This window comes from Aureivirga sp. CE67, from assembly GCF_015767245.1.
In the GTDB taxonomy this organism is placed as follows: Bacteria; Bacteroidota; Bacteroidia; order Flavobacteriales; family Flavobacteriaceae; genus Aureivirga.
Genome location: NZ_JADOTV010000015.1, coordinates 1 through 19,082 on the forward strand (window position 1 = coordinate 1; position 19,082 = coordinate 19,082).

Annotated in this window: 17 protein-coding genes; 12 read left to right on the top strand and 5 right to left on the bottom strand. The window is 28.4% G+C overall.

Annotation, left to right across the window (positions count from 1 at the left end):
- Positions 1–1,183 precede the first annotated feature (1,183 nt).
- Genes I0K12_RS15570 through I0K12_RS15580 form a run of 3 tightly spaced genes read left to right on the top strand, consistent with a single transcriptional unit; the run spans position 1,184 to position 3,150 of the window.
- Positions 1,184–2,068 (top strand): alpha/beta fold hydrolase, encoded by an 885-nt coding sequence (locus I0K12_RS15570; RefSeq protein WP_196889067.1) that lies wholly within the window; start codon positions 1,184–1,186, stop codon positions 2,066–2,068.
- Complete coding sequence (locus tag I0K12_RS15575; RefSeq protein ID WP_196889068.1) at positions 2,058–2,564, top strand: RNA polymerase sigma factor; 507 nt, start codon at positions 2,058–2,060, stop codon at positions 2,562–2,564. The genes I0K12_RS15570 and I0K12_RS15575 overlap by 11 nt, the downstream gene beginning before the upstream one ends.
- Positions 2,557–3,150 (top strand): hypothetical protein, encoded by a 594-nt coding sequence (locus I0K12_RS15580; protein ID WP_196889069.1) that lies wholly within the window; start codon positions 2,557–2,559, stop codon positions 3,148–3,150. Before I0K12_RS15575 ends, I0K12_RS15580 begins: the two co-directional genes overlap by 8 nt.
- 41 nt (positions 3,151–3,191) lie before the next feature.
- Here the strand turns inward: I0K12_RS15580 and I0K12_RS15585 are convergent, their stop codons facing one another.
- Positions 3,192–3,530, bottom strand: a complete 339-nt coding sequence (locus I0K12_RS15585; RefSeq protein WP_196889070.1) for a hypothetical protein — start codon at positions 3,528–3,530, stop codon at positions 3,192–3,194.
- A 98-nt stretch (positions 3,531–3,628) separates the two neighbouring features.
- On the opposite strand from I0K12_RS15585, the gene I0K12_RS15590 reads away from it, so the two are divergent.
- Together I0K12_RS15590 and I0K12_RS15595 are read left to right on the top strand one after the other, a co-directional pair.
- Complete coding sequence (locus tag I0K12_RS15590) at positions 3,629–4,456, top strand: hypothetical protein (RefSeq protein WP_196889071.1); 828 nt, start codon at positions 3,629–3,631, stop codon at positions 4,454–4,456.
- A gap of 187 nt (positions 4,457–4,643) precedes the next feature.
- Positions 4,644–5,231 (top strand): hypothetical protein, encoded by a 588-nt coding sequence (locus tag I0K12_RS15595; protein WP_196889072.1) that lies wholly within the window; start codon positions 4,644–4,646, stop codon positions 5,229–5,231.
- 51 nt (positions 5,232–5,282) lie between these two features.
- Here I0K12_RS15595 and I0K12_RS22175 read toward each other — a convergent pair whose 3' ends face one another.
- Entirely contained in the window at positions 5,283–6,101 is an 819-nt protein-coding gene (locus I0K12_RS22175; protein WP_196889073.1) for a M23 family metallopeptidase, read from the bottom strand.
- 130 nt (positions 6,102–6,231) lie between these two features.
- Between I0K12_RS22175 and I0K12_RS15605 the strand changes: the two genes are divergently transcribed.
- Positions 6,232–7,170, top strand: coding sequence for a DMT family transporter (locus I0K12_RS15605; RefSeq protein ID WP_196889074.1), 939 nt, complete (start codon positions 6,232–6,234; stop codon positions 7,168–7,170).
- Here the strand turns inward: I0K12_RS15605 and I0K12_RS15610 are convergent, their stop codons facing one another.
- On the bottom strand, positions 7,171–8,088 hold the full coding sequence (locus tag I0K12_RS15610; RefSeq protein WP_196889075.1) for an endonuclease: 918 nt from the start codon (positions 8,086–8,088) through the stop codon (positions 7,171–7,173).
- Positions 8,089–8,214: 126 nt separating this feature from the next.
- Between I0K12_RS15610 and I0K12_RS15615 the strand changes: the two genes are divergently transcribed.
- Positions 8,215–9,066, top strand: a complete 852-nt coding sequence (locus I0K12_RS15615; protein WP_196889076.1) for a T9SS type A sorting domain-containing protein — start codon at positions 8,215–8,217, stop codon at positions 9,064–9,066.
- 64 nt (positions 9,067–9,130) lie between these two features.
- Here I0K12_RS15615 and I0K12_RS15620 read toward each other — a convergent pair whose 3' ends face one another.
- Positions 9,131–11,011 (bottom strand): peptidase M61, encoded by a 1,881-nt coding sequence (locus I0K12_RS15620; RefSeq protein ID WP_196889077.1) that lies wholly within the window; start codon positions 11,009–11,011, stop codon positions 9,131–9,133.
- 330 nt (positions 11,012–11,341) lie between these two features.
- Here I0K12_RS15620 and I0K12_RS15625 point away from each other — a divergent pair, with 330 nt between their 5' ends.
- Together I0K12_RS15625 and I0K12_RS15630 are read left to right on the top strand one after the other, a co-directional pair.
- Positions 11,342–13,945 (top strand): plasma-membrane proton-efflux P-type ATPase, encoded by a 2,604-nt coding sequence (locus I0K12_RS15625; RefSeq protein WP_196889078.1) that lies wholly within the window; start codon positions 11,342–11,344, stop codon positions 13,943–13,945.
- Entirely contained in the window at positions 13,942–14,673 is a 732-nt protein-coding gene (locus tag I0K12_RS15630) for a PPK2 family polyphosphate kinase (RefSeq protein WP_196889079.1), read from the top strand. Before I0K12_RS15625 ends, I0K12_RS15630 begins: the two co-directional genes overlap by 4 nt.
- A gap of 45 nt (positions 14,674–14,718) precedes the next feature.
- Here the strand turns inward: I0K12_RS15630 and I0K12_RS15635 are convergent, their stop codons facing one another.
- Positions 14,719–15,465 carry a hypothetical protein gene (locus tag I0K12_RS15635; protein ID WP_196889080.1) on the bottom strand — a complete coding sequence of 249 codons (747 nt, stop codon included), beginning with the start codon at positions 15,463–15,465 and terminating at the stop codon, positions 14,719–14,721.
- Positions 15,466–15,648: 183 nt separating this feature from the next.
- Between I0K12_RS15635 and I0K12_RS15640 the strand changes: the two genes are divergently transcribed.
- From I0K12_RS15640 to I0K12_RS15650, 3 genes are read left to right on the top strand one after another with little or no spacing between them, the layout of a single operon-like run.
- Positions 15,649–16,212: an RNA polymerase sigma-70 factor gene (locus I0K12_RS15640; protein ID WP_196889081.1), complete on the top strand. Its 564-nt coding sequence runs from the start codon at positions 15,649–15,651 to the stop codon at positions 16,210–16,212.
- Between the two features lie 7 nt (positions 16,213–16,219).
- Positions 16,220–17,164 (top strand): FecR family protein, encoded by a 945-nt coding sequence (locus I0K12_RS15645; protein WP_196889082.1) that lies wholly within the window; start codon positions 16,220–16,222, stop codon positions 17,162–17,164.
- Positions 17,165–17,169: 5 nt separating this feature from the next.
- Positions 17,170–19,047, top strand: coding sequence for an LA_2272 family surface repeat-containing protein (locus tag I0K12_RS15650; protein ID WP_196889083.1), 1,878 nt, complete (start codon positions 17,170–17,172; stop codon positions 19,045–19,047).
- Positions 19,048–19,082 lie beyond the last annotated feature (35 nt).

Genomic DNA, 19,082 nt, shown 5'->3' on the forward strand with positions numbered 1-19,082 from the left:
AAAAGAATTGCGAGTATTTAAACTCTGTTTCTTACTCTTTGTACGCTGTCAATAATATATAATTTCTTCAATGAACTTCTTATTCTTACTCTCGTAATTGAGAGTGCAAATGTAACACTTTTTTAATTTATAAAACAAATTATTTTTAAAATATTTTTTGTTTTATTTTCAAATCCTCAAAACTGTTACTGAACTTTTCTAAATCCTAAAACGCTTTCCGTTTTAGCGGTTGCAAAAGTAATAACTTTTTTTATTCTGACAAGCTTTTTACAAAACTTTTTTAAAAATTATTTTTCAACCTTGTTTTAGAACTTTTTGCTGCTACAAACGCCGTTACCTTTGTTTGTTTTAGCGGATGCAAATGTACGTGAATTATTCGTTCCTGCAAGTGTTTTTATGAAGTTTTTGCATTTATTTTTGATTGTTTTTGGAGAGGGTTTGGTTTTCAATGGGTTGGGTGTAGAAAAATTTAACCACCCCCAGCCCCTCCTTTTAAAGGATGGGAGTTTTTTGGTTTCGACTACGCTCATCCACCGTTTTGTTTTGGATTATTTTCATAGGACGGTGTCCTATGCTGGGTGATGTCGTCCCGTTGGGACTTTTTATTCACTTATTATATATAGGTGTATTATTATAATGTGAAGGAATTTAGTGTTTACTGAATTTTTATTTGTGATGATACATTATATATATGAGTGTTTTGCGAGAAGGATTGTAGTAGAAAGCTTTTGTTTTTCTAAAAATTAGAGATTCTTAAGAAACGGAGGCGATCTTAGAAGCCCACGGATTCTTTAGAAGATCTTTTTTAGAAATACAAAACTTGGAACGGAAAGCCTGTTCTTTTTCTTCATTTTTTTGAAGAAAAAGACTTCGCCCAAATAAATTATTAGAAAAAAGAGATTTTAAAAATGTTATTATTTATCAATTTTGATGTTCGCTAGTACAAGTTTGTATCTCGTGACCACGCAAATACTAAAAACAATGGGAACACTTTACAAAAGTGTACCAAGTTTTGTTTTAAGAATACTATTGTTTCTATATTTTTTACACACTCCTAACATCTCTCAATAGGGGAATTTGATTTTTATTTTAAAAAAATTTCACATTTTTTTTCGAAAGTGTAACAAGTGGATTTTTTTTTAATCAAAGGGGTATAAACATTAAAAAAATAAATAGTAGCATTATGTCAAAGTCAATTAGAATTATCGTTTTATTTTCTGTTCTTTTAAATACATTATCAAGCTTCGGGTTTTATGAAAAAGATTCTTTATCAAACTCAAATGCGGCAAAACCTTTTACGGTAGAAATTAAAGGAGAAGGAAAACCAGTATTTTTTCTACCAGGATTTGCAACACCAGGAGAAGTTTGGGAAGAAACTGTGGAGAATTTAAACTTAAAGAGAAAATCGTACTTATTTACTTATGCAGGTTTTAATGGAACTGCGCCAATTGAAATGCCTTGGTATGCTACTATTAAAAATGCATTAATACAATATATAAAAGACAATGAAATGTCGGATGTGATTATCATTGGGCATAGTATGGGTGGAAGTTTAGCAATGGATATTGCAGCAGAATTACCAAATGAGATTTCTACAATTGTTTTAGCTGAATCTTTACCATGTATTCGTGAGGTGATGATGCCGAATGTTCCTGCAAAAAATCTAGTTTATGATAGTCCATATAATAAACAAATGTTGAATATGAGTGCGCAACAATTTCAATATACTGCTACGATGATGGCTTCTAACATGACTTTAAAAGAAGATAAAAAAGAAGTTTTGAAAAATTGGATCATGAAAGCAGATAGAGAAACTTGGGTTTATGGTTATACAGATATTTTAAAATTGGATCAGAGAGCTATTTTACATAAAATAAAGAGCAAGACTTTAATTCTTGGAGCTTCTTTTCCTAATGTAGAAATTGTGCAAAAAAATTATGAAAGTCAGTATGAGAATCTTTCTAACAAAACAATCAAAATGGCTTCGAATAGTAAACACTTCTTAATGTTTGATCAGGCAGAGTGGTTTTATGAAACTTTAAATACTTTTTTCGAAGATGCCAAATAATAAAAATACGCTATTTGAAGATATCCATAAGCAATATAGTCCGATGGTTTTGCAAATGTGTTTAGGGTTTGTAAAAGGAGATAGAGATATTGCGAATGATTTGTCTCAAGAAATTTTCATCAGCATCTGGAGTAATTTGGAAAAATTTAAAGGGGAATCTTCTTATAAAACTTGGATTTATAGAATTACAGTAAATACTTGTTTACAATATGTAAAAAAAGATAAAAAGGAAAAAGAGATGCTAAGTTCGAGTGTAGAAAACCAGCCTGCTTTGGTGGATTCTGGAAAAGAAGAAGCGCAGGATAATTCTAGACTTTATAGAGCAATTGGGCAACTGAAAGAAATAGATCGATTAATAATTATGATGGTTTTAGAAAATCAAGATTATGAAAATATTTCTGAAGTGATTGGGATAAATGCTATTAATGTGCGTGTGAAAATTCATAGAATAAAAAAGAGATTGGAAACCATTTTAAAAAACGACAAAAATGATTAGTGAATTCGAAAAAATACAAAACAATTGGAATCAAAATAAAGAGGAAATTGAGCTTCCTGTTTTAAATTTTGATGCGTTGCAAGAGAAAATAAAGAAAAAAGAAAAGGACAATTTCTTGTTCTATTATAGTACCATCATGATTTTGTTTACCACTTTGGTTGTAATCTCTTTGTTCTTTTATTTTGTTGCTCCAGTAAAAGAAATCATTAGTAGAATTGGTGTTGGTTTGATGCTTGGAGGTTTACTTTTCAGAATTGTGATAGAAATAATTAGTATTTACAAAGCGAAAAGAATTAATACTATCGAAAGTACTTTACAAGCTGCGGAAAACTCTTTGAATTTTTATAAGTTCCGACAATTAATTCATCGTGTGATTGCTCCTATAGTTGTTACTCTTTATACGATTGGTTTCTTTATGATTTCACCAGAATTCAGTAAATATTTAGGTTTTTGGAATGTCGTTTTTATTGATGTTTTTTATGTGGTGATTGGAATTGTTCTTTTTTTTGTGATTCGAAAAGGAATTCGAAAAGAGGTTCAGAAATTAAAAGATATTTTGAAATTGAAACAGGAGATTGTTTCGTAAGAAGATACCTTTATGAGGTATTTTCTTTTAGATATAGATTTCTATTTATAGGTTTCTAGATAATTTTTATCCGAAACATACCAAGTACTTTTTATTTGAAGTATTTTTCCATTCGAAAGAACAGTATCAATTTTTCCATTTTTATAGAAAAATAATATTCTATGTGTTTTCATATATTTATAAGGTCCATCCTTTTTACTTTCATTCAGTTTTGAAATTAAATCATCTTTTTCTTCATTTTCTAAAATATATTTCTCAGAATTGAAAGGAATTATTTCAATTTTGGTTATATCTGAAGAATTAAGATTTAGATATTTTGTTTTAGGAATACATGAAATCATCAAGAATAAACTAAACAATAGGAGAATACTTTTTTTCATATTTTTTTTAAATTAAAATCAAATATAGAAAAGTATCACATAGTTTCAAACCTCTAATTTCTTTTAATTCATTTCTTTATATTTAACAAAAAAACAAAATGCGAAGTTTCCTTATTATTTTTCTGTTGTTAATACAAATAAGTGGTTTTTCACAAGAATTTTATTCAAGAGAAGTTAGAAATCAAAAAGCAATTTTTGGAGATGAACTTCTTGATCAATTTTATGGAAAGAAAAATGAATATTCTATTCTGTATTGGAAAGCTAAAGGTTTAATGAAAAATGGAAAAAATGAGGAAGCAATACAAAATTTCAAGAAATTACTTTCTTATGACAAAACACAAAAAACATTTACAAAAGAAGATATTGAAAAAAAGCCTTATTATATTTTTTTAAATCAATCCTGCAATCAACTTGCTGCAATTTACTTAAAGAAAAATAATTTTGAAAAAGCTTTATACTATCTAGATTTATCTAAAAAGTATCCTTTTCTAGAAGAAGCAGGCTATGCAATTGGTTTTTATGTCGTAGAACGAGATTTAGAATATATAAAATGTTATGATGGTTTAAAAAAGTATGATCAATCTATTTCTATTAGTTCTCAATATATTTTAAACATTTCGATAGAAACTTTATGGGATTATGATGAAGCTTATATCAAATCTATTTTTTTAAAATATGGAAAAAAGAAAGCTAAAAGGAAATTTGAAAAAGCTTTAAAAAAAATACAACTTATTTCTGATAAAAAATTTAAAATAGAATTCTTTGATTTCACAAAAGTCATCGATTGGAAATTAGAAAAAAGAAACTATTTATATCGTCGTACAAAAGAAGAAAAATCTGAATTTGAAAAACTTTCTCCAAAAGAACAGATTAAAGAAATTATCAAAAACAGCCATTTTTATAAAACTTTATATCAGTTATTATAATATCACCTAGCAACAAAACAATCTACTTTCAGAACTTCTTCTACTAAAATCGAACAAATTTTTATTTTCATAGTTTTTATTTATAATATCCGTACATCTTATCAAAAAAAGCTAAAACATAATATTTATCAATTTTTTTGTTAAAATATTATCTATTTTCGTTCTCAAAACTTACAAATCAAATAATATGAAACATTTAAAATTAATGTTAATAGCTTTTTTAGCTATAGCAACCATCGCTTGTGACAAAGATGAAGACGAAAATCCACAAGAAAACAACCAAAACAATGGTGAGAACAATGAAGGTGGAGAAACAAATGACACTAGTTCAAAATTAGTTGGAAAATGGAAATTAATTGCTTGTAATTATGAAACTGTAAGAACAGCTGCAACAGATGATTCTGGCGAAGAATTTGTAAAAGATACTGGAGTAATGAAATCTTCTACAACTACAATGACTTTTTCTGATAATCCAAAGAAATTTGTTTTTGATGATGACACTACATGGATATTTTCTACTGAGAATCAAAATGGAGTTTCTGTTGAAAATCAAGAATATTTTAATTCTCATGATTTTAATGGAGATTGGGAAATTGATGAAAATGGAAAACTAAGATACCATAATTCCAATGATATTGGTTTTGATAATTATCATGGTACTATTAAAGAGCTAACAGATGATAAATTGGTTTTAGAATTGATATCAGAATATGTTTATGCTGGGACAACTAAAATAGTTATAAAAAGACATGAAGAATATCAAAAAGTGAATTAAATCATTCTTTAAAAACCAAAAAGAGAATTCTGAATTAGAATTCTCTTTTTTTTATAACTCTCTTACAAAATTATCATCTTCTTCTAGATATACATTTCCTTTCTCTTTGCTAATTTTAAACTGTGTCTTGATTGTTTGATAAGCTCCTTTTACAAAACCATTAATTTCTAAATGCAAATGTGGCCCTGTACTCCAACCTACATTTCCGCTCAAAGCAACTAATTGTCCTTTTTTCACCTCATCCCCTATTTTCACTCTTGCACCACCTTTTTTTATGTGTAAATATTTTGCGATTGTTCCATCATTATGAGAAATGATTACATAATTATTAAATTTTGCACATTTTTTACTTGGACAAGTTTTATTGAATTTTTGTACAACTTCAATTACAACTCCTCCACGAATTGCAGTAATTTCTGTTCCTACTGGCATATCAAAATCTAAAGAAAATTCATTTTTATGAGATTTTTTCCCTCCATAACCTTGAGAAACCAAATACGATTCTGAAATATTATAAGGTAAAGAATATTCATAATCCGTATTTATTTCTTGTGTTACATCTCCATACCAGACTTTAGATTTACTAGAAAAACTATACTTTTTTCCTTTCTTTTTAGGCGAAAGTGTTGTGATTAAAAATTTCTTCGAACTAGGTGGAATTACAAAAATATGATTGTTCTTTTCCTCTCTTTTCATATTTTTTAAACTAAAATCAATTTCAACACTTAGAGGACATTTATAGATATTATCAGCATAAATACTAATGCTTCCATCTTTATTTTTTTCATTTTGAAATTGTAGTTTTTGTGCTTGAATAAGATTAAACACCAAGACAATGAAGAAAAACAGAATTCTTTTTAAACTTTTCATAATAATTTTAAGGTTTCTATGATTTACTTAATAATTGCAAAAATAAATTTTCTGAGGAATTAATCCCAAAAATTAATTTCGAACTGTAAAAAGTAAGATATTTGCACCTCATTTAAAGAAACAAACAAAAATGAATACAAGAATTTTTGCTTTATTGGCAGCACTTTCAACCTCAATTATTTATGGAGTAAGCTTTACTATTGCAAAAGATGTAATGCCACAATATGTAAAACCTTATGGTTTTATTGTTTTAAGGGTTTTTGGAGCAATGCTCCTTTTTTGGTTCATTAGTTTGTTTGGTAAAAAAGAAAAAATTGATAAAAAAGATTATCCAAAAATTGCCATTGCTGCTTTCTTTGGTGTAGCTTTTAATATGCTTACTTTCTTTAAAGGTTTAACTTATACTTCTCCTATTACTGCTGCTTCTATCATGGTAACTGCACCAATTTTAGTTTTAATTCTTTCCTATTTTATGTTGAAAGAAAAAATAGAAACTAAAAAATTAATTGGAGTTGTAATCGGGATGATTGGAGCTATTGTGTTGATCACTTATGGACATAGTGGAGGGAATAATTCAAATGCTATTTTTGGTAATTTCTTAGTTTTTGTAAATGCACTTTCTTTCGCCACTTATATGGTTTTAGCCAAAAAACTTACGAAAAAATACCATCCTTTCACTTTTGTAAAATGGTTATATACTTTTGGTTTTATCATGGTTTTACCTTTTGGTCTAAGTCAAGTAAGCGAAATTCAATGGGAAACGATTAATGATACTATTATGTGGAAAATAGGATTTGTAGTTTTCTTTACAACTTTCATTACATATCTGTTTAATCTATTAGCTATTGATAAATTAAAACCAACAACAGTAAGTGTTTTTATTTATGTTCAACCTATCGTTGCTACTATCTATGCACTTTCTCAAGGAAAAGACAGTTTAAATGTGATAAAAGTTTCTGCTACTTTAGTTATTTTCTTAGGAGTTTCTATGGTGACAAAACCATTGAGTAATTTGAAAAAATTTAAGGATAAACATTTAAGTAAAAAACAAGAATCTATTTCAAGTTAATTATTCAAACAAAGCATAAACAGGAAAATGATCGCTAATTCCACCAATATAGTTCTTACCAAAATAAGTTCTATTTGGTTCTTTTGTCTTTTCATTTCTTGTTCCGATTAAATATGGATCTGTAAAAATATGCGCAGATTGAAACTTAAAACTTTTACTTTTTAGAAGATTATCTGAGAACAATATTTGGTCAAATAAATGCCATCTTCCTTGAAATTTCAGCGTTCCTGTATTTTCATTATAAATAGAAGTCATCGGATTTATCAAGTTTGAAAATAGTGCAAAATCACGCATCAGTTCTGTATTTGGATTGATATTAAAATCTCCCAAAACGATAATTTTCGCATCCGGATTTTCAGCTCGAATTGCTTCTATTTTAGTCTGTACTAAAAAAGATGCTTCTACTCTTCCAGCTTCTTTCTTGGCAGAACCTTTTCTTTTCGACGGCCAATGATTTACAAAAACATGAAGAATTTCTTCTGCTACTTTTCCTTTTACATATAAAATGTCTCTAGAATAAACTTTCTTACTTCCTGTCTTTTTAAGCAAAACTTCAATAGGTTCTGATGCCAATATTTCAAACAAATTTGCATTATATAGAAGTGCAACATCAAGCCCTCTCTCGTATTTTGAGTTGAAGTGAATTGATTTATAGTTCGAATCTTCAAGAAGTCGAAAAGAAGTAATTCTATCTAAAATAGCTTTACTTTCAATTTCTGCCAGACCAATAAACAAAGGTTGGATTTTCGTTTTTTCTTCCAGTAGTTTTATGGCTTTCCCTACTTTTTCAACTTTCTTCTCAAAACGATATTCTCCCCACTTCATCTTTCCGTTAGGAGAAAATTCGTGCGGACTCGTATTCGAATAAGGGTGAATCTCGAAAAAGTTTTCCAAATTATAAAAAGCCACTTGATACATAACTAATTGATTTTATTATATTTATAAAACAAATCTTCTTTTTTTGAAGAAAAATACAAAAGGTGGCAATTTCACCAAATTATTTCAATAATTAAACAATTTTTCAATCTTAATAAATCATAAACAATGGAATATTCTATAAAAAAATACAGTTTTATACTTTCTATTCTTTTTAGCTCCCTGTTATATTCTCAAGATGTAATTTTTACAGCCATTGTAGATGGGGATTTGTTGGGAGGTACTCCTAAAATTATAGAACTTTATGTTTCGGGAGAAGTAAATTTAAACAATTATAAAATTCAAAAAGCAACCAATGCAAATGATTTTGAAAGTGAAATGGATTTATCAGGCTATTATTCGGATGAATTTGTTTATATCGTAGCTTCTGATGATAGTATTTATTTTTTTAACACACATTATGGTTCTGACGAAAATTTTTCAAATATCATTGACGGAGGAAACTTCTTAAATGCAAATGGAAACGATGCTTTTCGAATTTTGGATAAAAATTCAAATGAAGTAATTGATCAAGTTGGTGAGGAAGAAAATTTTGAAGATATTTATAAAAACAGCTATTTATACCGAATTAATGGGACTGGACCTGATGGAGGTTGGGTTTCGGAAAATTGGAATTTTGCTGGAAATAATTTTTTGAATGATAAAACAGAGCAAGAACATGTAGAATTAATTCCTTTTGGAACTTATGATATTTCTGATTCAGGATCTGTAAATATTTTGGAGGAAGAAAAAAATAGTTTTTCAATTTTTCCAAATCCTAGTTCTGGAGATATTATTCACTTAAAAGGAATTGAAAATTCGATAAAAGAAATAAATATTTATGATACAATTGGGAAGAAAATCATCTCGAAAAAAACAGTCGAAAATCACTTAAATATTTCAGGGTTAAAATCAGGAATTTATATCCTACAAATTGAACATTTAGGAACTTTGACAAGTCAAAAAATAATTATCGAATAAAAAATCAAAAGCCTTTTTACTCATTACAAGTAAAAAGGCTTTTTCATAATACTAAATTAAAAAATTAGTTGAACATCCAAGCTTTTCTTAATTTCATTCTTGGATCTGTATCTGGTAAGTCTAATGCTTTTATTTCTGAATTTTCAACAGTTGGCTGAATTGCAGTTCCGTTTAGAACCACTTCTTTACCATCTCTTAAAACTTTCATCTGAATCTCTTGTCCAGCTTCAATTGCCATAGAAGCAAAAATTAAAGGCTGTACGTTATCTAAATTATACGCAACACCGTTTAATTCTTTTAAAATATCTCCACTTCTTACACCCAATTTCTCCAATCCGCTATTCGTACCTAAATAACTTGGGAAGTAAATATCTTTAGTTCCTTTTACTACATCGATAAACGGAGTTTGTGCGTGTAATAAATATCCTACAGGAGTTTCTATTTTTTCACTTGTAATTCCTACTTTTTCAAACAATGCATTATAATCAATTGGTAAATTTCCTTTTACATGTTTTGTAAAGAATTCTCCAATTTCAGGATAAGTCATTTCCGTGATTTCTTTAATGATTTCATCATCGTTAAATGGTTTTTCCATTCCATATTTTTTCGATAATTCTTTCATTATATCTAAAATCCCTGTTTCTCCATTACTCAATTCTCTTAACTGAATATCTAAAGCCATACCAATCAAAGCTCCTTTTTGATATACGTTTCCATATTGAGATTTATAAGGCTCATCCAATACGTTTTCACTCATTTCTGTGAAAGACATCGTATCATTAAATCTTTTTGAAGTTTTGATTTTATCAACTAATCTATTGTAAAAATCTTCTTCACTGATTAATTTTTGATTGATCTGGAAAAGGTTTGCAAAATACTCCGTGATTCCTTCATACATCCATAAATGCTTAGACATTTTTGGTTTGTTGAAATCGAAATAATGAACTTCCTCAGAGTGTACATTTAATGGAGTTACGATATGAAAAAATTCGTGAGAAACAATATCCGTTAAAGATTGCATTAATGCATCTTTTGGCATCTGCTCTGGCATTACAACAACTGTAGAAGTATGGTGTTCTAAAGCTCCAAATCCTTTTGCATCATTTTCTCCTAAAGTTGAAAGGTACACTAGAATACTATATTTTTTAGTTGTATTCATCTCCCCTAAGAAAGTTTTCTGAGCATTCATCATTTTATTCATTTGCTCTCTTAAACTTTCCTCATTGTATGTTCCATTTGGAGAAAAAACATTGATAGAAATATCTATTCCATTTACATTGAAAGAAATTTCTGGAGTTTTATCATACATGATCGGGTTATCGATGATATCAAAATATCTATTTGCAAAGAAATTATCTTGCGTTTGCGTATTATGACTTTCCTTGATTCTTACTTGTTGTAATGAAGTACTTCCATACATATCTTCAGGCTTTAAAACCTTTAAGCTATAAGGAGATTGCTTCATTCCTTCGAAATAACCAATCATTGTATGAAGGTTTAATACAAAGTTTTTGTCTTTATCAAAGTTTGTTCCTGCAGGAGAAAATACTACATCATCTTCTGGTTTTTCATTTTCCGTATCAAAAGTATCATTTGTCAAATAAACGATTTTATCTAATTTCTTAGCATCGTTAATTTTCCAAGAATTGATATCTAATTTCTCAACTTTTAATTCAGCTCCATTTTTATCTAAAGCTTTAAATCCTTCAACATATTGTCCGTAATCATAGTTTTGGTATGTTCCAGGAACAATTTTCGGTAAATGATAAACGATTGTCTCTTCTTTAATTTTAGAAGGATCTACAGTAACTTTCACTTTATCATTTTGAACATCTACTAAATCAATTGTAGTATCAATAGGTAAGCTTACAGATTTACTCGTTTGCAGAGTCTTACAACTAAAAAGCGTAGCTGCTGCAAAAACAGATAAAATAATTTTTTTCATGAATGAGTTTGGTTGGTTTAAATTTTGGACTCAAAATTAAACAACTACTTCTTATAAATCTAAAAAATCCGTTAAACCTTTGTTAAACTGTTAAATAAAACTTAACAACAAAAAAACTAAAACTATACTTATCAACAAGTTATAAACATTTTAATTTTATCATTTTCTCAAATAATTTCACATTTCAAAGATTTTAAATGTCTTAGATAATCGTTTTTAGTTAAAAAAAATGTTAAGCTAAAAACACTCCATTGCTCTTATTTTAAAAATTAAAAATAAAGCTTTAACTTTAAGTAAATCAGCTTTATAAGAATTTCAACTGAATGAGATATGGGAGATAATAAGAAGGAGAAAAAAGATTGGAAAAAAATAGCTGCCGATTTAAAATCGGATGTTGAAAAAGGTTTATCCGAAAATGAAAGTAAAAAACGTATTGAAAAATATGGTTTCAACGAAATTCCAGAAAAGGAAGAAACTATTTTTCAGAGAATTATCAAACGACTTTGGGGACCAATTCCTTGGATGATCGAAATTGCTGCAGTGCTTTCTGCTTTAGCAAAAAAATGGGATGATTTCACCATTATTGTTATTCTTCTTCTCGTAAATGTTATCATTGATTTTGCTCAAGAAGCAAAAGCTTTAAGTGCTCTAAAAGTTTTAAAAAATACACTTGCCAAAAAAGCTTTAGTTAAAAGAAATGGAAAATTTGTTGAAATTGAAGCAAAAAATCTAGTTCCTGGAGATATTATCAAACTAAAAATTGGAGATGTAGTTCCTGCTGATGTTGTTTTAATTGGTGGCGAATTTGTTCAAATTGATCAAGCTGCATTGACTGGAGAATCACTCCCAGTTCATAAATCTGTTGGAGATATTGCTTATAGTAATTCTGTAATAAAAGTTGGAGAAATGGAAGCAATTGTCACCGAAACTGCCATGAATACTTATTTTGGAAAAAGTGCTTCTTTAGTTATTAAAGCTGGAAAAGAACAAAAAAGTCATTTTCAAAAAGCAGTTCTTAAAATTGGAAATTGGTTGATAATGCTGACAATTTGTTTAGCGATTATTTTAATTATTGTTTCCCTCTTCCGTCATGACCCAATCATGGAAGTTCTCCGATTTATTCTAGTTTTAGTTGTTGCATCAATTCCTGTTGCCATGCCAGCTGTACTTTCTGTTACGATGGCAATTGGAGCGATTAATTTGGCAAAAAAACAAGCAATTGTAAGTCGTTTGGCGGCTATTGAAGAGATTGCTGGAGTTTCGGTTCTTTGTAGTGATAAAACAGGGACTTTAACTCAAAATAAAATGAGTACAGCAGATCCTGTTCTGTTTCATGATTTTTCGGAAGAAGATTTATATCTCTATGCTGCTTTGGCTAGTAAAAAAGAAAATAAAGATCCTATTGAAATTCCAATTTTTGAAAAGATTGATAAGTTTAAATTAAAAGATAAGATAACAGAATTCACACAAACAAAATTTACTCCTTTCGATCCTGTTATTAAAAGAACAGTAGCTGATATTTCAGAAAAATCAGAAAAATTTACAGTAACAAAAGGAGCTCCACAGATTATTGCTTCTCTTTGTGAAAATGATGAATTGGAAAAAGAGATTAACGCTAAAGTTTATGAGTTTGCAAAAAAAGGATATAGAACCATTGGTGTTGCGAAGAAAAAAGAAAATGAAAAAGCTTTTGATTTTATTGGTTTAATTCCACTTTTTGATCCTCCAAGAAAAGATTCGAAATCAACAATTGCAAAAGCTAAAAAACTTGGATTACAAGTAAAAATGATTACGGGAGATAATCAGGCAATTGCAAAAGAAATTTCTGCATTATTAGATATTGGAGAAAATATTTTAGATACACAAGAACTTCGACACGAAGGGGCAAATAAAGAACTTTCGATTTTAGCAGAAGTGATTGGAGGAGCTCTTTATAAAAAGCTTTCTCCTGATGTGGCAGACAAAGAAATCAAGCATTTCCAAGAAGAACTTGTGGAAGATGTTTTAGAAGAATTGAAAAGTGCAAATTTACCACATGGACATATCCGAAAACACGAATCGCAAATTATCGAAACGATTGAAAGAGCTGACGGATTTTCGCAAGTTTTCCCAGAAGATAAATATTTTATTATCGATGAATTACAAAAAGCAGATTATATCGTAGCAATGACTGGTGATGGAGTGAATGATGCTCCAGCACTGAAAAAAGCAGATGCAGGAATTGCAGTTTCTGGTGCGACAGATGCAGCAAGAGCCGCAGCAGATGTAGTCTTGATTGCTCCAGGACTTTCGGTTATTATCAATGCAATTACAGAAGCTCGTTTGGTTTTTGAACGAATGAAATCTTATGCAACTTTCCGAATTTCAGAAACTATTCGTGTGATTCTTTTTATGTCACTTTCGATTATTGTTTTCAATTTTTATCCTTTAACAGCAATTATGATTATTCTTCTTGCTTTACTGAATGATATTCCAATTATGATGATTGCTTATGATAATGCGGAAACCAGTAAAAAACCCGTCCGATGGAATATGCGAGAAGTTATGCTAGTTGCAGCAGCAGTTGGTTTTGCTGGATTAATTGAATCTTTTATTTTGTTTTATTATTTAGAAGAAAATCATTTTCCAGAACATATTATCCAAACTTTAATGTTCTTAAAACTGAGTGTAGATGGACATTCAACGCTGTATTTAACTCGAACTTGGGACAAACATTTTTGGAAAAAACCTTATCCATCACCAAAACTTTTCATACCAACTTTTTCAACGCAAATTTTAGCAACATTTTTTGCTGCTTATGGTTTATTAATGCCAGCAATCGGATGGAAATATGCAGGTTTAATCTGGGCTTATGCGGCTGTATGTTTTACCGTAAATAATTTTGTGAAAATGGGAGCTTTTAAACTATTAAGAAGAAAATCGAAGCAAGTATGAAAAAATTAAAACATATTCCAACAAAGCCAAAAGAATCAATTTCTAGAGATGAAATTGAAGCAAAAACAGAAGAACTAAAAGAACAACTTTTCAAACTGCAAGATGTTTTTTACGCTTCTAAAAAATATAGTTTATTAATTATTCTTCAAGGAATGGATACTGCTGGAAAAGATGGAACTGTTCGACATGTTTTTTCTTGTTTAAATCCGCAAGGTTGTACAGTAAAATCTTTTAAAGTTCCGACAGAAGAAGAAGCTTCACATGATTTTTTGTGGAGAATTCATAAAGAAACTCCAGCAAAAGGAATGTTTCAGATTTTTAATCGATCGCAATACGAAGATATTTTAGTTCCGACTGTTCATGAGCTTTTAGAAGGTAAAATTATTGAGAAAAGGTATGAGAAAATCAATCATTTTGAAAGTCATCTAAAAGATAATGATACGATTATTTTGAAATTTTTTCTTCATATTTCATTAGAAGAACAAAAGCATAGAATTGAAAAAAGATTAGAAAATCCAGATAAAAAATGGAAATATAGTCCTGATGATTCTAAAGATGAAAAATATTGGAATACGTTTCAGAAAACTTATGAGAAGGTTTTTAAAAACTGTGGAAAACCTATTTCTTGGGAAATTATACCTGCGGATGAAAAATGGTATAGAAATTATTTGATTGCAAAAAAAGTTGTTGAAGCTCTTGAAGAACTAAATTTAGAATATCCAAAATAAAAGACCATAAAGAAATTCTTTATGGTTTTAATTTATTCTTTTTTATTACTTTGAATAATAAACTTCAATTAATTTTAAAGCATCTTCAGGATTTTTACAGTTTAATTTATTCTTTTTAATGTAAAATTTCAACTGATTTTTCTTATCGCTAAATAATTTTAAAAGTTTCTTATTCGAAAGTTTAGTTTCTACAAATTTACCATCTTTCTTTACAAAGAAAGTTTCATACTTTCTCATTTTAGAAGAAGCTTCTACAGCTCTTGCTCCAGAATAACCTCCATTACCGTCATTTCCTTTTACAGTAACTCGTTTTTTATAATATTCTAAAATTAAAAACTGCTTATCTGCAGGCTGATCATTATAAACTCTAAAGAAATCTGCTACTATTTCATCAGGGTTAGCAAACTCTGATTTGTCAATTTTTAAGAATTTATCTAATTCTTTAGTTTTCTCATTATATAAAGAAAAACTAGAAATACTACTTGTTTCTACTTGAAAAAACTCATCTTCTTTTCCTGAATCACTTTCGTAATTTAAAGTACTATTTACAAGATTAAAATGTAATTTATCACTTTGAAAAATTCTAGAATCAGTAAAAGTTACATATCCAGTTGACCATTTAGTAAATAAGAATGGGTTTAGTTTACTTGTTGCAGAAATTGTTCTAATTCGTCTACTGTCTCCTGAACCAGCTAATGATAATTGTTGATTAGAAATTCCTGTCTGTAGTTGAGCCTCCGCAATAGGTGCAAATGCTAGAAAAGCAAATGCCAATAATAAAATTTTTTTCATCATTTTTGAAGTTTATACTAAATTTTTAGGGTTTTTTATTTGAGATTTGTCAACAAAAATAACGAATAATCAAGTATCAACAATAAACATATTACATTATCTAAATGTTTTATATAGATTTTTATGATATTTGTAGCGAATTCATATTTAAGCATCTATTTTTAATCAATTAAATAAATTTGAGTGCAAACAACTGATAATTTAACAACTACATTTTTAGAGGGTGATATAAAATCCTATGAATTACTCTTTAAAAGACATTATTTAGAGTTATGTTTGTTTGCAAATAAATATGTAAACTGCTCAGAAACAGCAGAAGAGATAGTCCAAGATTTATTTTGCAAGGTTTGGGAAAAAAGAAAAACTCTTAATATAAAAACCTGTATGAAATCTTATTTATATGGAGCTGTAAAATTGAATTGTTTGTCGTATTTAAGAGATCAAGAAATTCGTTCAAAACATTTGAAAGACATCAAAAATAATATAGACACAACTCTATATAGTGATGAATTAGAGGAAAATGAATTGAAAGAAAAGATATATCTTGCCATCCGACAATTACCCGAACAACGAAGGAAAATTTTCGAATTGAGTAGATTTGAAAACCTAAAATATAGAGAGATTGCCGAAAAAATGGACCTTTCTCCTAAAACGATAGAAAATCAAATGAGTAAGGCTTTAAAATTTATGAGAGCAAACTTAAAAGATTATCTAAGACTCATTCTTTTATATTTTTTATTAAAATGATTTAATTATGGAAAATATTGAAGCAAAAATAATTAAATACTTACAAGAAGATCTTTCTGCTGAAGATTCTAAAAAAATAGATCAATGGCGAAAAGAAAATCCTGAAAATGAAAAAACATTTCTAGACATAGAAAAAATCTGGAAAGAAAGTAATTTTTCAGAAGCTGTATTTCAACATAATTTTGATACAGAAAAAGCTTGGAATAAAGTAAAACCTAAGAAAAAAGTAAAAATCAAAACACTTATTTTAGGTTTATCTTCAGCAGCAGTAATTGCTTTTTTAATTTCAATTTCTTTTAAGAAAAAAGACAAACCAGTTATTACTGAAATCATCGAAATTAAAACTACTGATAAGACTGAAACCATTTTACTTCCTGATAGTTCAGAGGTAATTCTGAATAAAAATTCTTTTCTTAGTTATGACAAAAATTTAAAACTGGAGAGAAAAGTATTTTTAAGAGGGGAAGCTTTTTTCAAAGTAGAAAAAAACCAAAATACTTTTGTTGTAGAAACTGAAAATACGGAAGTGACGGTTTTAGGAACAGAATTTAATGTCAATACTAAATTAAAAGATTCTACTTTTGTGTTTGTCGAGGAAGGAAAAGTAGCTTTTAGTGAAAAAAATCAAGCGAAAAAACCAACAATTCTTATCAAAAATCAACAAGGTATTTTTGTAAAAAAACAACATAAAATTATTCAGAATAAAAACAGATCAAAAAATTATATATGGTATAACAATACTTTTTCATTTAATCACACTTCTTTTTTAAAGGTAATTTCAAGTATCGAAAAGCAATTTAAAATCCAAATTATAGTTGAAAAATCAAATTTGGAAAATGAATATTTCACAGCAAAAATTCATAATCCTACACTTGAAAAAATATTTGATGCTTTAAAACTGACTTATAATTGTGAGATTATAAAAACAAAAGAGGGATACATTATTAAATAGTTTTAATGAATAATTTTGATGGTAAAAAATATCTAAAAAAGATATTTTCTGTTTTTCTATTTCTGTTTTTTTCAGGAATAAACTTTCTTTTTTCACAGAGTAAAAATATTTTACAAGAAAAAATTTCGGTTTCGTATAAAGATGCAAAAATCACTACTATTCTAAATGATTTAAGTTCTGATCTTCATTTTGATTATGCTTATAACTCAGAAATTGTCGAAGAAAAAAAAATAACAATCAAGGTTCAAGACAAATCTTTCGAAGAGTTTTTGAATATATTTAGTGACTTGATTAATGCAAGTTTTAAATATAAAAACGGTTTTTTGGTTCTTAAAGTAAAAGAGAAAAAAAAGAATCGAAAACATTCTCTAAGTGGACTAGTATTAAATCTAAAAACAAAACAGCCTGTTTCTAATGTTGTTATTTCTGAAAAACATTTAGGGAAAATTGCAAAATCAGATACTCTAGGAAATTTCCTCCTTGAAGTGGAAGGTCCTCTTGATTTGAATCTTCATTTATCTTTTGAAAAAGAAGGATTTTCTCAGAAAGATATTAAAATAAAGTTTGATAAATCACAAGATATTCAATTACAACTTCAACCTAAACTTAAAGAAAAAGTAACAGGAATTAATTACGATTCTTCAAAATTAACTTCTCATGTTCAGTTAAGTTTTGACGATGAAAATTTAACCAAAGTAAATTCCTTTTTTGAAGATGAATTTAAAACGACAACAAGTAATAATAGTCCTTTTGAGTTTAGACCTTTTCAATTTAGTTTGATTCCTTCAGTTAGTACAAATGGAAAAAAACGAAATGTAAGCGTCAATACTTTTTCGGTAAATTTTATTTTAGGATATGCTGCTAGTCTTAATGGGGCAGAAATTGGAGTGGGAACAAATGTTTTAAAATACAACGGAAATGGAGTTCAAATTGCCGGAGTAGGAAATATAATTGGAGGAAATCAATATGGATTACAAGCTGCCGGAATTTTTAATATTACTTCTTTAAAATCTACAGGAATTCAGTTTGCTGGATTTATGAACAAAACAAATAGAGGTGTAAAAGGAATTCAATTTTCGGGATTTGTAAACTTGAATAGCGATTACTTAGAAGGAATTCAATTTGCAGGATTCTTAAATGCGACGGATAGCGGTTTTGGTATCCAAGCTGGTGGAGTTTCTAATGTTGTAAATAATGATTTTGTAGGAATACAAGTTTCTTCTACTCTAAATAAAGTCGGAGGGACTTTAAAAGGAATTCAATTTTCTGGAGGAGTAAATAAAGGAAATGTTTCCGGTATTCAAGCTTCTCTTTTAAATTTTGCTGAAGAAAGCAAAGGATTTCAAATTGGTATTTTCAATGAAACCTCAACAATGAAAGGATTTCAAATCGGAATTGTAAATAAAGCGGATAATTATGAAAAAGGAATTCCTATAGGAATTGTTTCATTAGTTAAAAACGGAAAAAAAGTTCTACAATATTCTCATAGTTCTATTGGTTTAAATGAAGTTGCTTTTAAGTCCGGTGTACAAAGGTTATATGGAATTTTCACTACTGGAATTCTTTCCCAAAAAGAGGTTAATAAATTTTCTTTCGGTTATGGTTTTGGTACGGAATTCAAGTTGAATAAATGGTTGGATTTGAATTTTGAACAACATGTAAAAAGAATTCAATTTAATCGAAGAGAGGGAGGTAAATATTGGCTTCGATTCGGTACAAATCTAAATTTTTCGATCACCAAAAATTTTGGAATTACTACTGGAGCAAATTATAATTATTTCTTCAACAATAATCTGATCAATTTTGATGAAAGTGATTTGGTTCATAGACTAAGTAATAATGCTTGGATTGATTATAATTTCGGACTTCAAATTAAATTATAGTTTCAAAATATTTCATTTTTTGTAACGTATTTAAA